This window comes from Kribbella soli, from assembly GCF_004331345.1.
In the GTDB taxonomy this organism is placed as follows: Bacteria; Actinomycetota; Actinomycetes; order Propionibacteriales; family Kribbellaceae; genus Kribbella; species Kribbella soli.
In genome coordinates, this window is record NZ_SJJZ01000002.1 from 1,233,657 (window position 1) to 1,246,533 (window position 12,877).

Here is a 12,877-nt window from a genome sequence, read left to right on the forward strand (position 1 = left end):
GTGCAACGGCACAAAGTCGGCGCGGAGATGGGCGCGGGAGGCGGGTGCGGGGGCGCGGAACGGAAGTCGGGGCATAGCCCGCGGGTCGGGGGCGTGAGACAGGAAATACCAGGTGCCCAGGCACCAGATTCTGTGCAACGGCACAAATGGCGGTCCCCCGGGGGACGGGGGGGCGGGGCACAGCACAGGCTGCAGGGGCGGAGCGCGCGGTGCGGGGCGGAACGCGCGGTGCGGGGCGGAACGCGCGGTGCGGGGCGGAACGCGCGGTGCGGGGCGGAACGCGCGGTGCGGGGGCGGAGCGCGCGGTGCGGGGGTGTGGGACAGGGATTGGCAGGTGTTTGGGCACCGGATTCTGTGCAACGGGCCCGGGGGGGTTGCCGGCGTGGCGGGGGCGCGGCGGGTGGGGGGTTAGGTGGTTTCGGTGTAGGCGGCTATTAGGAGGCTGGGGTCGGGGGCCTCGAGGATGGTGGGTTTGGCTAGGGCGTCCAGGATTACGAAGCGGAGGCGGTTGGCTCTGGTTTTCTTGTCTAGTTTCATGGCGTCTTGGAGGTGGGGCCAGGCGTCGGGGCGGTAGGTGACGGGGAGGCCCAGGGACTCCAGGACGGTGCGGTGGCGGTCGGCGGTGGCGTCGTCCAGGCGGCCGGCGGCGCGGGACAGTTCGGCGACGAAGATCATGCCGATGCTGATGGCGGCGCCGTGGCGCCACTTGTACCGCTCGACGCGTTCGATGGCGTGGCCGAGCGTGTGCCCGTAGTTGAGTGCCTCGCGCCCGATCGGCCCGCCCGCGGCGGTGGTCCGCTCGCGCAGGTCCGCGCCGACCGTGTCCGCCTTTACCTGGATGGATCGGGCGATCAGCTCCTCGGTCGCGCCGTACGACGGACTTGTGGCGCCGGCCGGGTCCTTCTCGACGAGGTCGAGGATCACCGGGTCCGCGATGAAGCCGCACTTCACGACCTCCGCGAGGCCGCTGACGTAGTCGTTGACCGGCAGCGTCTCGAGCGAGGCGAGGTCGCACAGTACGCCGGCCGGCTCCCAGAACGCGCCGACCAGGTTCTTGCCCTCGGCCGTGTTGATCCCGGTCTTGCCGCCGACGGCCGCGTCGACCATGCCGAGCAATGTGGTCGGGATGTGCACGACCTTCACGCCGCGCAGCCAGGTCGCGGCGACGAAGCCCGCGAGATCGGTCGTCGTCCCGCCGCCGACGCTGACGATCGCGTCCGAGCGGGTGAAGCCGGCCTGCCCGAGGACCGACCAGCAGTACGCCAGCACCTCGGCGGTCTTGGCCTCCTCGGCGTCCGGGATCTCGATCGCGTGCGCGGTGAACCCGGAGCCGGTCAGGTCGTCGCGGATCGCGTCACCGGTCGAGCGCAGCGCCCGCGGGTGGACGACGGCGACCCGCTGCACGCCGTCACCGAGCAGTGCGGGCAGTTCCCCGAGCAGGTTGTTGCCGATCACAACGTCGTACGGCGCGGCCGCCTCGACGCGAATCCGGGCGCTCACGAGAGCTGCTCCAGGATCTCGTCAGCGATCTGGTCCGGGGTCTTGCCGTCGGTCAGCACGGTCTGTTTGGCGACCTCGCCGTACAGCGGACGACGGGCCTCCATCAGGTTGCGGAGCTGGGTCCGGACGTTGCCGAGCAGCAACGGCCGCGCGACGCTGAGGCCGACGCGCTTGCTCGCCTCCGCCAGGCTGACGTCGAGGAAGACCACGGTGTGGCCGGCCAGGTCCGCGCGGGTGCCGGCGTCGAGGATCGCGCCGCCGCCGAGCGACAGCACCTCGCCGTCGCCCTGCAGTGCCGCCGCGATCGCCGCGCGCTCGAGCTCGCGGAAGTGCGGCTCACCCTCGTCGACGAAGATGTCCGAGATCGGCTTCCCCGCGCCGGCCTCGATGTCCGTGTCGGTGTCGCGGTGCGGTACGCCGAGCCGCTTCGCGAGCAGCGCCGCGATCGTGGACTTGCCCGATCCGGGCGGGCCGACCAGGACGACGACCGGGCTCACTCCCACTCCCGCGGGGTGATCGTCTTCGGCAGGTTCGCCAGGTACGACTCGTGATTGCGTGCGGTCTCGGCGACCGAGTCGCCGCCGAACTTCTCCAGCGAGACGTCGGCCAGCACCAGCGCGACCATCGCCTCGGCGACGATGCCGGCGGCCGGTACGGCGCAGACGTCCGAGCGCTGGTGGTGCGCGGCGGCGGCCTCGCCGGTGGCGGTGTCGATCGTGCGGAGGGCGCGCGGGACGGTCGCGATCGGCTTCATCGCGGCGCGGACCCGGAGCGTCTCGCCGGTGCTCATCCCGCCCTCGGTGCCACCCGAACGGCCGCTGGTCCGGCGGACCGAGCCGTCCTCGGCGACGATCTCGTCGTGCGCCTTGGAGCCCGGTGTCCGGGCCAGCTCGAACCCGTCGCCGAGCTCGACGCCCTTGATCGCCTGGACGCCCATCAGCGCGCCGGCGAGCTTGGAGTCGAGGCGGCGGTCCCAGTGCACGTAGCTGCCGAGGCCCGGCGGGAGTCCGTCGACGACGACCTCGACGACGCCGCCGAGCGTGTCACCGGCCTTCTGCGCGGCGTCGATCTCGGCGACCATCTGCTTGCTCGCGTCCTGGTCGAGGCAGCGGACCGGGTCCGCGTCCAGCGCCGCGACATCGCCGTACGCCGGGATCACGCCGTACGGCGCCTTGACGGTGCCGAGCTCGACGACGTGGCTGACGATCGTCACGCCGTACGCCTGGCGGAGGAAGCGGGCCGCGACCTCGCCGAGCGCGACGCGGGCCGCGGTCTCGCGGGCGCTTGCGCGCTCGAGCACCGGGCGGGCCTCGTCGAACCCGTACTTCTGCATACCGGCCAGGTCGGCGTGGCCGGGCCGCGGGCGGGTCAACGGCGCGTTCCGGGCGAGGCCGGCCAGCGTTTCCGCGTCGACCGGATCCGCGCTCATCACCTGTTCCCACTTGGGCCACTCGGTGTTCCCGACCTCGATCGCGACCGGGCTGCCGAGGGTCAGCCCGTGCCGGAAGCCGCCGACGAACGTCACCTCGTCCCGCTCGAACTTCATCCGGGCGCCGCGGCCGTAGCCCAGCCGACGACGAGCCAGGGCGTCGGCCACGTCGTCCGTGGTGACCTCAACGCCTGCGGGAAGACCTTCGAGTACGGCGACGAGCGCTTGTCCGTGCGACTCGCCGGCGGTAAGCCAGCGCAGCATGCGCCGATTCTTTCACGCCGGGCTCACCATCCAGACAGCGGTCTCAGTTGTCGAAGGGGTTCAGCAACCGTACGCCGGTGTGCTCGACGTCGGCGGCGTTGCGGGTAACGAATGTCCAGTCGTGCACGAGTGCAGTCGCGGCCATCAGCCCATCGACCAGCGGGAGTGGGCCGGCCGCGTTCAGACGACCCCAGGCCTCGGCGACCTCCAGGGACACCGGGACGATCCGGTCCGCGTAGCCCCGGACCAGCCGCTGCCTCCAGTCCTCGATCGAGGCGGCCTGCTTCGGGTCCCTGGCCGCGAGCCGCTCGACACCCTGCTTGATCTCTCCGACCACGAGAACACTCAGATACAACTGACTCGACCGGACCGAGCCGATCCAGTCGGCCGCGCCGGCATCCGGCGACTTCTTGCGGAACTCCGACACCACGTTCGTGTCGAGCAGAAAGCTCATTCGAAGTCGACCTGCCGCGCCGGCTCGGTCGAGCGCTCGATCTCGAGACCGCTCAGATCTGGCGCCGAGGCCAGGAAGCTCTTGAAATCCACCAGTTCCACCCCGATCATCCGCCGGTAGTCCACGATGTCCAGCACAACAGCGACCTGCTGGCCATGCCTTGTCACGAACTGCGGACCGTCGGTCCGGACTGCCCGGATCAGCTCACTGAAATGCTGTTTCGCCTCTTGCAACTGCCATTGCCCAGCCGTAACCGTCATGACCATCACCTCGGGAACAGTCTAGACAGACTGGACAGAATTCTCAATCTCAGTCGCAGGCCTGGTTGTCCTGGGTGGGGCCGGTGCGGACGGCGAGGACCGCGTTGAAGGTCTTGGCGATCGGGGAGTCCTTGCAACTGGTGCTGGCCGTGGCTGCCTGACCGCCGGCGATCGCGGCGCCCGTGAGGGCGGTCGTGGCGAGGGCCGCCATGGCCAGGCGCCCGGCGGTACGACGGAATGCGGTGGTCATCGTTCGCTCCTTCTACGATCCGTTGCTCTCTACCAACGACCGTAGAAGCTGCGAGCGCCGCGCGAACTGGCTCCAGATCCCGTCTTGGGGGTAGCGCTGGCACCACCCCGGATAGGGTCCTGGCATGACTCGGGTGGCTGAGGAGACGTGGCGGGCGCGGGTGCGTGGATGTCTGCTGGGGGGTGCGATCGGGGACGCGCTGGGTGGGCCGGTGGAGTTCGAGGACGCGCAGTCGATCCTGGCGAAGTACCCGGACGGTCTGCGAACGTTCGTCGCCGGAGGGTGGCCTGCGGGGACGATCACCGATGACACCCAGATGACCCTGTTCACGGTCGAGGGCCTGATCCGGGCCAGCGTGCGGACCGACCGCGGGCTCGGCTTCACCGTGGCCGTCGTACAGCATGCGTACGACCGCTGGCTGGACACGCAGAACCTGCCGGGGCCTAATGGCGAGCAGGACGGCTGGCTGCTGGGCGAGCAGTGGCTGTACGCCCGCCGCGCGCCGGGCAACACCTGCCTGACCGCATTGACCCAGGCTCGCAAGGGTGCGGCCCGGATCGCGCAGTACGGCGACCAGGCGGTCAACGACTCGAAGGGGTGCGGCGGCGTGATGCGGGTCGCGCCGTTCGGGCTGCTGCCGGAGTACTTCCCGGCCGAGTGGATCTTCGACTCGGCCGCGACCGCCGCCGGGTACACGCACGGTCACCCGACCGGCAAGCTCGCCTCCGGTGCCTTGGCCGCGATCATCTGCGAACTGTGCGGCGGCGCCAGCATCGACGACGCGATCTCCACTGCCACAAACCTCCTGACCAAGCACGAGGGCCACGAGGAGACCAGTACGGCGCTTGCCTTCGCCAGGCATCTGGCCGCGACGGCACCTCCCGGACCGGTCACGGTCGAGCGTCTCGGTGGCGGCTGGATCGCGGAGGAGGCACTCGCGATCGCCGTCTACGCGGCCCTCGTCTATCCGGAGCCGGAGCAGTTCCTCGATGCCCTCGCGCTGTCGGTCACCCACTCCGGGGACAGCGACTCCACCGGCGCGATCTGCGGGAACATTCTCGGCGCTCTCCACGGTGAGACGGCTCTGCCCGCAGAGCTCGTCTTCACCGTCGAGGGACGTCCGGTGATCCTCCAACTCGCCGACGATTTCGCGCTGGAGTTCAGCCAGGGGAAGCGGCTGCACGGCGACTACGGGCCGCACACCGCGTGGACCACCCGCTACCCCGGCTGGTGACTCAGCGCGGCTCGATCGAGAGCTTGTGGTGGAACACGTTGCGCGGATCCCACTTCGACTTGATCTGCTGCAGCCGCGGATAATTGCCGAGGTAGTACAGGTCGTGCCACGGCACGCCTGACTTGTTGTACGCCGGATCCGCCAGATCCACGTCCGGGTAGTTGATGTACGACCCCGCGTTGATCGCGTTCGGCACCGGGACACCGCCCGTGTCGCGGTAGATGTCGGCGTACACCTTCCGTGCCCACGCGAGGTTCTTGGCGTCGTCGGCCGCGGTGTCCCACGACGCGCTGAGCACCATCTTGGCGACCACGTCGCGCTGCGCGGCAGCGGTCGCGTCGGACGGCACGGAGTTCACCTTGCCGCCGTACGGGACCAGCAGGACCGACGACGTCGGGCCGGTGTACGTCGAGTCCGTCAGCCCGCGGTACATCGCCAGGATCTGCTCGTCGGTGTACCCCTTCTTCAGGTACCCGGCCTTGTACTTCCCGCGCCCCGGCGACGCCGTCTCGCCGATCGACCGCTCCATCGTGGTGTGCAGGAACGGCCCCTCACCGGCGTCGATCACCTGCGGTTTCGGGTCCACGCCGGCGACCATCGCCGCGTTGAACGCGTTCATCAGCTCCGCCGCGTTCGGCGCGGCCGCGTCGATCTGGGTGGAGAGCAGGAACTGCCCGGCCGACGAGTGCGTGAGGATGAACGGCGCGTAGAGCGTCGCGTACGGCGAGTCCGCGGTGTTGTGCTGCTCGAAGAAGTCGAACCAGTTCCGCACCGTCCGCAGGAAGCCGGCCGGTGTCGTCGTCTTCCAGTCGTACAGCAGCAGGCTGGACCGCAACGCGGCCGGTGCCTTGGGCAACGACTCCGCCGGCGACCGGCCGGACGTGCCGTTGGTGCGCATCAGGTACCGGGTGACGACACCGAAGTTCCCGCCGCCACCACCCGTGTGTGCCCACCACAGGTCGCGGTGCTCGTTGTCGCGCGTCGCGACCACCGATCGCGCCCGTCCACGGGCGTCGACGACCACGATCTCCACGCCGTACAGGTGATCGACGACCGAACCGTACTTGCGGGACAGCGGCCCGTACCCACCCCCACTGAAGTGACCGCCGACGCCGACGCCGAGGCACCCGCCGCCGGGCACCGTGAGGCCCCACCCGAAGAACAGTTCCTTGTAGACGGTTTCGAGGATCGCCCCCGCGCCGATCGAGAAGGCCCGGTACTGCGGGTCCCACGTCACCGCGTCGTACGTCGACATGTCCAGCAGCACCTCGATGTCGCTGCTGTCCACGAAGTCCTCGAAGCAGTGTCCGCCGCCGCGCACCGCGATCCGCTTCCCGCTGCGGACCGCGTCCTGCACGGCCGCGACGGCGTCCTCGGTCGACTGGATCACCCGCGCGTAGTCGGGTTTGCCGACGAAACGGCGGTTCTGGCCGCGCTGCACGAGATCCTGATAGCGCACGTCACCCGGGCCGATCTTGGCGCTGGTGGTGACGACGGCGGCCGACGCCGTACCAGGTATGGCGAGTGCGGCACCCGCAACGGCTGTTCCGGCCAGGAGACCACGACGACTGACTGGCATTGACATTCCCTCCCGAGAGTTCGAAATGCTTCGACCCTAGGAAGGTGGGCGATGTCCGCACATCAGCCATCTGGTGGAGTGCAGGACTCCCCTATCCGGCGTACAACCGCTCCAACGGAGCACCGAGCAGTACGCCGGCCAACGCCCCGACGAGCATGAACGGCCCGAACGGGACCATCTGTTTGCGGGTCATGATCCGGGCCGCGATCAGCACGATGCCGACGATCGCGCCGAGGAAGAACCCGCCGTACAACCCGGACACGAACTCGCCCCAGCCGAGCCAGCCGAGCGCGATCCCGAGCAGCCCGGACAACCGCACGTCACCGAACCCGACCCCGCGCGGGAACGCGAACCACAGCACGTAGAACACCGCGAACCCGATCGCTCCGGCGATCGCCGCCCGGCGCAACGAGCCCCACTCCCCCGTCGCCAGCGCCGCGGCCACCAGCCCGGCACCGACCACGAAGTACGTCGGCCAGATGATCACCGACGGCAGGAACCGCGTGCGCGCGTCGATGTACCCGAGCACCGAGCCGGCCACCACGAGCACCAGCCACGCGGGCAGCACGGCGTCCAGACCGAGCATCCAGCCGAGAATGCCTCCGGCCAGCGCGGCGAGCCCACCGCACCAGTACGTCGCTCGCCGTCCGGCCAGCGACGCGTACAAGACCTTGGTCTCGCCGTCCTCGAGCTCCGGCTCGGGGATGCGCCGCATCAGCCACGGACCGAGCGTGGACGCCGCGGCGCCGCAGGCGATCACGCCGATCCCCGCAGCGAGCAACGCGTTGTCAGCCGGCACGATCCACGACCCTAGACGACTACTTGCGGACGCCCGCGGCCGCCCGCCGGGCCAGCACCCGCGCGAGGACCAACGCCCCACCGACCAGCAGCAGCAAGAGACCGACGAGCACCGCGACCGTGCTCCAGAACCCTTCGTTCTTGGTGACGTACGTGACCCGCTGGTACTCGTCGTCGTTCGCCGCCTGGGTGAACGTGAAGTCGTCCGTGATCTTGCCCGGCTCGCGGTACGTCGCCGTGTAGGCGGTCAGGAAGTCAGTCGGCTTGGGGAGCATGTCGGTGTCGACCCGGCCGGCGAAGAGCAGCTCCGGGGTCACGTCGGCGTCCGGCACCTTCGTGGCGTCGACCCGGTGCTCCGCCGCGACGTACACCGTGACGGTCTGGGTCGTGGTCGCGCCCTTGCTCAGCCGCATCGGGTAGACGATCCGGTCCGACGCGAACGTCAGCCGCAGCGGCGGTGTCGCGCCGGACAGGCTCTCGCCGTCCTTCCTCGGCGCCAGCTTCACCGCGACGATCTCCCACTTCTCGGTCAGGTACGGCGTGAGGTTCGCGGCCAGCGTCGACGGTACGACGTACCCGTTCGTGCGCAGCCAGTCCGTGACCGCCGTACCGCTGGTCCCGCCGAGCCGGGTGACCGCGAACGGGCCGAGCGTCATCTGCTCCTTGACGCTCACCCCGGTTCCCGGCGCCGGGGCGCCGGCCGAGTCACCCCGACCGCGGCCCAGGCCGAGATCGCGGAACGGCCAGTACGTCTTCTTCACCACGCGCTTCGGCTTCGTCAGCTGGTCGAGCCGGTAGAACAGGTAGTTGTCGTCGGCGAGGTCGACCTTCGCGGCCGCCGGGACCGGCATGATCCAGGCCGCCTTCTTCGACGCGCCGTGGACCGACATCGAGAGCGTGATCTGCTCGGTGCCCCCGGCGTGCTGGACCAGCGCGTTCTCGCCGTACGCCCGGGCCTGCGACTGCGCGTCCGGCAGGTAGCCGCCGCACGCACACGCCCAAGCAGGGGTCACCCCGGCCACGACGAATCCGGCAGCCAGCACACCCGCGATCACACGCCAAAGCTTCACGGGCCGAACACTAGCTAGCTAAGGGTGTACGGGGTGTGGAAGAAGTTCGCCGGGTCGTACTTCTTCTTCGCGGCCTGCAGCTTGGCCGCGCTCGCGCCGTAGTACGAGCTGACCGCCCGCCCGGACTCGACGTAGTTCACGTAGCCGCCGGCCGAGGAGGACCGGACCGCGCGGTGACCGTTCGAGATGAAGGTCTGCGCGCTCGTGCCCTGCGCCGACGAGTACCACTGGATGACGGCCAGCGCGCTACGCCACGGCCAAGACGAGCCACCGGCGGGTTCCTTCGCGGCCTGTCCGCCGAGCGGGTCGAGGATCGCCGACGCCGGTGTCCCGGCGCGCGCGGCCGCCTTCACCGCACCGAGCAGGCCGGTGATCGTCGCCGCGTCCATTGGCCCCTTGAGTACGTCGGAACCGGCGAGGAACCCCTGGCGCGGGCTCGTCGTACCGCCACCGAGGTACTGGACCGCCTCCAGATGCGACTTCACCGAGAGCGTCCGTGCCGACGCCTTCGCACCGACGAACGACTCCAGTTGCGCGGCCGCCGCGGTCCCGTCACCGGTGGTGGAGACGCCGAGCACCCGGATCGACAGCGTTCCGTTGCTCTTGGCATCGATGTGCAGGTTGCCCCAGACCGTGGTCGGTGCGCTCTGGGCGAACTTCTGCCAGCCGTTGACGACAGCCGCCGCCTGCGACTCCGGCCAGGTCAGCCGGAAGAAGCCGAGCTTGGTCGCCGGGATCGTCGCGAACTGGAACGACGTGACCACGCCGAGGTTGCCGCCGCCGCTCCCCCGCAGCGCGGCAAAGAGATCGGACTCAGAGGTCGCGCTGACGTTGTGCGCCTTGCCGTCGGCGGTGACAACGCCCATCGACACGACGCGGTCGCAGGTGAGGCCGTAGGTCCTCGTGTGGATCCCCATCCCGCCGCCGAGCGTGAGGCCGGCGACGCCGACGGTCGGACAGGTGCCGGTCGGCAGCGAGCGGCCGTAGCGATCGAGGAACGCGTGTACGTCGTACAGACGGGCCCCGGCGCCGACGGTGAGTACGCCGTTCGCGTAGCTCATGCCCTTCAGCGCGCCGACGTCGAGCTGCAGGCCGTTGGCGATCGTCGACGCACCGACGTACGAGTGGCCGCCGCTCTTCGGGACGAGGACGAGTTTGTTGGTACGGGCGAAGTTGACCGCCTTCTGCACGTCGGCGGGGTTCGCGGCCTTCACCACGGCCGTCGGGCGGACGCTGTCCCAGCGGGGGTTGAAGAGCTGGTGCGCGGCGGCGTACCCGGAGGTGGAGGGCAGGTAGACGCGGCCCTTCAGGGAACTGGCGAAGGTGTTCCAGTTCGGCGCGGTCGACGTCAGCGTGGGTGCCGACGTGCTCGGGGTGCTGCTCGGCGTCGTGGGGACGGTCGTGCTGGGAGGTGGTGTCGTCGAACTCGGTGCAGTCGCACTAGGAGTCGGCGACGGGCTCGGTGTACTGCTTGAGTCCTTCGAGTCACCGCAGCCGGCCAAGGTGACAGCGACGCCGGCTATCAGGACGGTACGACGGTCAAGCAGGCTCACGATCCCCCAGCTCCTCACGCGCAGCAGCCCTCATGGCCGCCAGAGGAGCCGGCGACCTACCCGTCATCATCTCCACCTGGAGGGTCGCCTGATGCACGAGTAGGTCAAGTCCGTTCAACAGCTCTGTACCGATCCGGTGCGCGGCGATCGCGAGCCGGGTCGGCCAGGGGTGGTAGGCCACGTCGAAGACCACCGGCGCGACGGCGGCGAAGTGCTCGGCCCACGGGTCGACCGCGCCGCCGGGCAGCGTCGAGATGCACAGGTCGAAACCGCCGATCTGCTCGACCTGCGAGAAGTCCGCGACCGATGTCCGGAATCCCAGCTCCGCGGCCAGATCGAGCAACCGCTCGGCCTTCGACAGGTCCCGCACGACGACGGTGATCTCGCTGACCCGCAGCCCGCGCAGCGCGGCGAGCGTCGACGCGGCGGTCGCGCCACCGCCGATCACGACGGCGGAGTCGGCGACGGTGATGCCCCGCTCGGCGAACGCGTTCACCAGCCCGGGTACGTCGGTGTTGTGCGCCGACCGGGATCCGTCCGGCTCGAACAGCATCGTGTTCGCCGCGCCGATCAGCTCCGCGACCGGGTCGACCGTGTCGACCAGATCGAGCGCGACCCGCTTCAGCGGCATGGTCAGCGACAGCCCGCGGACGTCGTCACCGAGCGACGCGACGAACCCGCGGAGCTCGTCCTCCTCGACCTCGAAAGCGTCGTACCTCCAGTCCAGCCCGAGCGCGGCGTACGCGGCCCGGTGCATGGCCGGCGACAACGAGTGCGCAATCGGCGAACCGAGAACGGCACAACGGGTCAAATCAGCACCTGCCCTTGTGGGCCTGGCACCAGGTCTGCAGCTTCTCCACGTTCGCCTGGTGCTCCTCGGCCGAGCTCGCGAACGCGGTCTCGCCGGTGTCCAGGTTGACCAGCGTGAAGTACAGCCAGGAGCCCTGCGCCGGGTTGATCGCCGCCCGTAGCTCGTCGCGGGTCGGCGAGTTGATCGGGGTCGGCGGCAGGCCCTTGTACTTGTAGGTGTTGTACCGCGACGGGTTCTCGCGCTGCTCGGGCGTGGTGAAGACACCGCCGTCCTTGCCGACCACATAGTGGATCGTCGAGTCCATCTGCAGCCGCATCCCGGCCGCGAGCCGGTTGTAGATCACCCGCGCGACCTTGGCGTAGTCCTCCGACCGGTTCGTCTCCGCGCCGATGATGCTGGCCACGATGACCGCCTGATACGGGTCGAGCTTCTTCCGGGCCGCGGTGTTCGTCAGGTCCAGCGACGCGGCGGTCTTCGCGTACTGGGCGGTCATCAGCTTGAGCATCGTGTACGCGTTCGCGTTCTTCGGCACGTCGTACGTCCCCGGGAACAGGAAGCCCTCGGCGTTGTTGTGCGCGTACGGCGGGAGACCGAGCGAAGCCGGCTTGCCGAGTGCCGTGGCGGCGGCGCCGGCCGGCAGCTTCATCTTCGAACTCTGCAGGATCACCGCGACCTCGGCCTTGGTCTTGCCGGCCGGGACGCTGACCCGGGCCACCCGGACCGACTCGGCGGTGTTCAGCATCAGGTCGAGAGCGGCCTTGGCCGACATGTGCTTGCGCAGCGTGTAGGTGGCCGCCTGGATCTGCAGCGACCGCGGATCGTCGCGGGCCACCCGCTCGAACGCGCGGGCGCTCTTCACGACTTCCTTCTTCTCCAGCGTGTCCGCGATCGACGCGGTCGCCTGGCCCTTGGTGATCTCGACGACCACCGTGCCGGTGCCCGCGCCCTCGTAGTCAGGAGCGGAGAAGAGTCCCTCGAGCGCGTCCTTGCCCTTGCCGAAGCCGACCACCGCGCCGGCCACCAGGGCGCCGACGACGAGCAGCGAGATCAGGCCGGCGAAGCAGCCGAAGGCGCGCCGGCCGCGCGCGCGGCGGCGGTTCGCCCGGCGCTCGACCCGGGTCTCCGGGCGCAGCCCGAGGCCGGTGCCCAGGTCGTCGTCGCGCTGGTCCTCGCCCTCGTTGAGCTGTTCATCCACCGATGGTCCGTTCACAGGGGCCTCCCGGGTGGGTTGCCGGTCTCGCGCTCGAGGTCGAGCGCATGTTGCAGAATCACGACGGCCGCGGCCTGGTCGACCACTGCCCGCCGTTTGGAGCCTTTCTTTCCCCGTTCCCGCAGCATCCGTTCGGCGGTGACCGTGGTGAACCGCTCGTCCACCAGCCGCACCGTCGTCCCCGAGTTCACTACCAGTACCTTGTCCCGCACCTGCGCCGCCGTCTCCCGGATCTTCACCGCGGCCGGCCCTTCGCCCCCGGACAGGGAGCGCGGCAGCCCGACCACGATCTCGAACGCCTCCAGTTCGGCAGCGAGTGCCGCGATCCTATCCAGATCGCCGGGCCCACGCCGGACGGTTTCCACAGGCGTAGCCAGGATTCCGTGCGGATCGCTGCTCGCGACACCGATCCGGGCATCGCCGATATCGAGCGCGATCCGCACGCCCGTCCTCATCGCCGGCTCA

At 69.8% G+C, this 12,877-nt stretch carries 14 protein-coding genes; 1 reads left to right on the forward strand and 13 read right to left on the reverse strand.

The window, feature by feature from the left end; genetic code table 11:
• Positions 1 to 408: 408 nt before the first annotated feature.
• From aroB to E0H45_RS20000, 6 genes are read right to left on the reverse strand one after another with little or no spacing between them, the layout of a single operon-like run.
• Positions 409 to 1,500 (reverse strand): 3-dehydroquinate synthase, encoded by a 1,092-nt coding sequence (gene aroB, locus E0H45_RS19975; protein ID WP_131339367.1) that lies wholly within the window; start codon positions 1,498 to 1,500, stop codon positions 409 to 411.
• Positions 1,497 to 1,997, reverse strand: a complete 501-nt coding sequence (locus E0H45_RS19980) for a shikimate kinase (RefSeq protein ID WP_131339369.1) — start codon at positions 1,995 to 1,997, stop codon at positions 1,497 to 1,499. Before E0H45_RS19980 ends, aroB begins: the two co-directional genes overlap by 4 nt.
• Positions 1,994 to 3,193, reverse strand: a complete 1,200-nt coding sequence (gene aroC / locus E0H45_RS19985) for a chorismate synthase (RefSeq protein ID WP_131339371.1) — start codon at positions 3,191 to 3,193, stop codon at positions 1,994 to 1,996. Before aroC ends, E0H45_RS19980 begins: the two co-directional genes overlap by 4 nt.
• Before the next feature lie 43 nt (positions 3,194 to 3,236).
• Positions 3,237 to 3,647 carry a type II toxin-antitoxin system VapC family toxin gene (locus tag E0H45_RS19990; protein ID WP_131339373.1) on the reverse strand — a complete coding sequence of 137 codons (411 nt, stop codon included), beginning with the start codon at positions 3,645 to 3,647 and terminating at the stop codon, positions 3,237 to 3,239.
• Positions 3,644 to 3,907, reverse strand: coding sequence for a type II toxin-antitoxin system Phd/YefM family antitoxin (locus E0H45_RS19995; protein WP_202872406.1), 264 nt, complete (start codon positions 3,905 to 3,907; stop codon positions 3,644 to 3,646). The genes E0H45_RS19990 and E0H45_RS19995 overlap by 4 nt, the downstream gene beginning before the upstream one ends.
• A gap of 49 nt (positions 3,908 to 3,956) precedes the next feature.
• The gene (locus tag E0H45_RS20000) at positions 3,957 to 4,157 is read right to left on the reverse strand and encodes a hypothetical protein (RefSeq protein ID WP_131339375.1); all 201 of its coding nucleotides are present in this window, start codon (positions 4,155 to 4,157) and stop codon (positions 3,957 to 3,959) included.
• 124 nt (positions 4,158 to 4,281) lie between these two features.
• Between E0H45_RS20000 and E0H45_RS20005 the strand changes: the two genes are divergently transcribed.
• Entirely contained in the window at positions 4,282 to 5,391 is a 1,110-nt protein-coding gene (locus E0H45_RS20005) for an ADP-ribosylglycohydrolase family protein (protein WP_131339377.1), read from the forward strand.
• A 1-nt stretch (position 5,392) separates the two neighbouring features.
• Here E0H45_RS20005 and E0H45_RS20010 read toward each other — a convergent pair whose 3' ends face one another.
• The 7 genes from E0H45_RS20010 to ruvX all read right to left on the reverse strand — a co-directional run bounded on the left by E0H45_RS20010 (position 5,393) and on the right by ruvX (position 12,867).
• Positions 5,393 to 6,970 (reverse strand): FAD-binding protein, encoded by a 1,578-nt coding sequence (locus E0H45_RS20010; protein WP_131339387.1) that lies wholly within the window; start codon positions 6,968 to 6,970, stop codon positions 5,393 to 5,395.
• A gap of 91 nt (positions 6,971 to 7,061) precedes the next feature.
• Complete coding sequence (locus tag E0H45_RS20015; protein ID WP_238155106.1) at positions 7,062 to 7,769, reverse strand: prepilin peptidase; 708 nt, start codon at positions 7,767 to 7,769, stop codon at positions 7,062 to 7,064.
• A 19-nt stretch (positions 7,770 to 7,788) separates the two neighbouring features.
• Positions 7,789 to 8,838 (reverse strand): DUF2330 domain-containing protein, encoded by a 1,050-nt coding sequence (locus E0H45_RS20020; protein ID WP_131339391.1) that lies wholly within the window; start codon positions 8,836 to 8,838, stop codon positions 7,789 to 7,791.
• A gap of 14 nt (positions 8,839 to 8,852) precedes the next feature.
• A complete protein-coding gene (locus E0H45_RS20025) occupies positions 8,853 to 10,391 on the reverse strand; it encodes an FAD-binding oxidoreductase (protein WP_131339393.1) in 1,539 nt (512 codons plus the stop codon).
• Positions 10,378 to 11,202 (reverse strand): shikimate dehydrogenase, encoded by an 825-nt coding sequence (locus E0H45_RS20030; RefSeq protein ID WP_131339395.1) that lies wholly within the window; start codon positions 11,200 to 11,202, stop codon positions 10,378 to 10,380. The genes E0H45_RS20025 and E0H45_RS20030 overlap by 14 nt, the downstream gene beginning before the upstream one ends.
• A gap of 1 nt (position 11,203) precedes the next feature.
• The gene (mltG, locus tag E0H45_RS20035; protein WP_131339397.1) at positions 11,204 to 12,397 is read right to left on the reverse strand and encodes an endolytic transglycosylase MltG; all 1,194 of its coding nucleotides are present in this window, start codon (positions 12,395 to 12,397) and stop codon (positions 11,204 to 11,206) included.
• 11 nt (positions 12,398 to 12,408) lie between these two features.
• A complete protein-coding gene (gene ruvX, locus E0H45_RS20040) occupies positions 12,409 to 12,867 on the reverse strand; it encodes a Holliday junction resolvase RuvX (RefSeq protein WP_131339399.1) in 459 nt (152 codons plus the stop codon).
• Positions 12,868 to 12,877 lie beyond the last annotated feature (10 nt).

What these genes read in the sequence shown, in the direction of transcription:
- aroC (WP_131339371.1), bottom strand. Translation starts at nt 3,193, where the DNA reads ATGCTGCGCTGGCTTACCGCCGGCGAGTCGCACGGACAAGCGCTCGTC.
- E0H45_RS19990 (WP_131339373.1), bottom strand. Translation starts at nt 3,647, where the DNA reads ATGAGCTTTCTGCTCGACACGAACGTGGTGTCGGAGTTCCGCAAGAAG.
- E0H45_RS19995 (WP_202872406.1), bottom strand. Translation starts at nt 3,907, where the DNA reads ATGACGGTTACGGCTGGGCAATGGCAGTTGCAAGAGGCGAAACAGCAT.
- E0H45_RS20000 (WP_131339375.1), bottom strand. Translation starts at nt 4,157, where the DNA reads ATGACCACCGCATTCCGTCGTACCGCCGGGCGCCTGGCCATGGCGGCC.
- E0H45_RS20005 (WP_131339377.1), top strand. Translation starts at nt 4,282, where the DNA reads ATGACTCGGGTGGCTGAGGAGACGTGGCGGGCGCGGGTGCGTGGATGT.
- E0H45_RS20010 (WP_131339387.1), bottom strand. Translation starts at nt 6,970, where the DNA reads ATGCCAGTCAGTCGTCGTGGTCTCCTGGCCGGAACAGCCGTTGCGGGT.
- ruvX (WP_131339399.1), bottom strand. Translation starts at nt 12,867, where the DNA reads ATGAGGACGGGCGTGCGGATCGCGCTCGATATCGGCGATGCCCGGATC.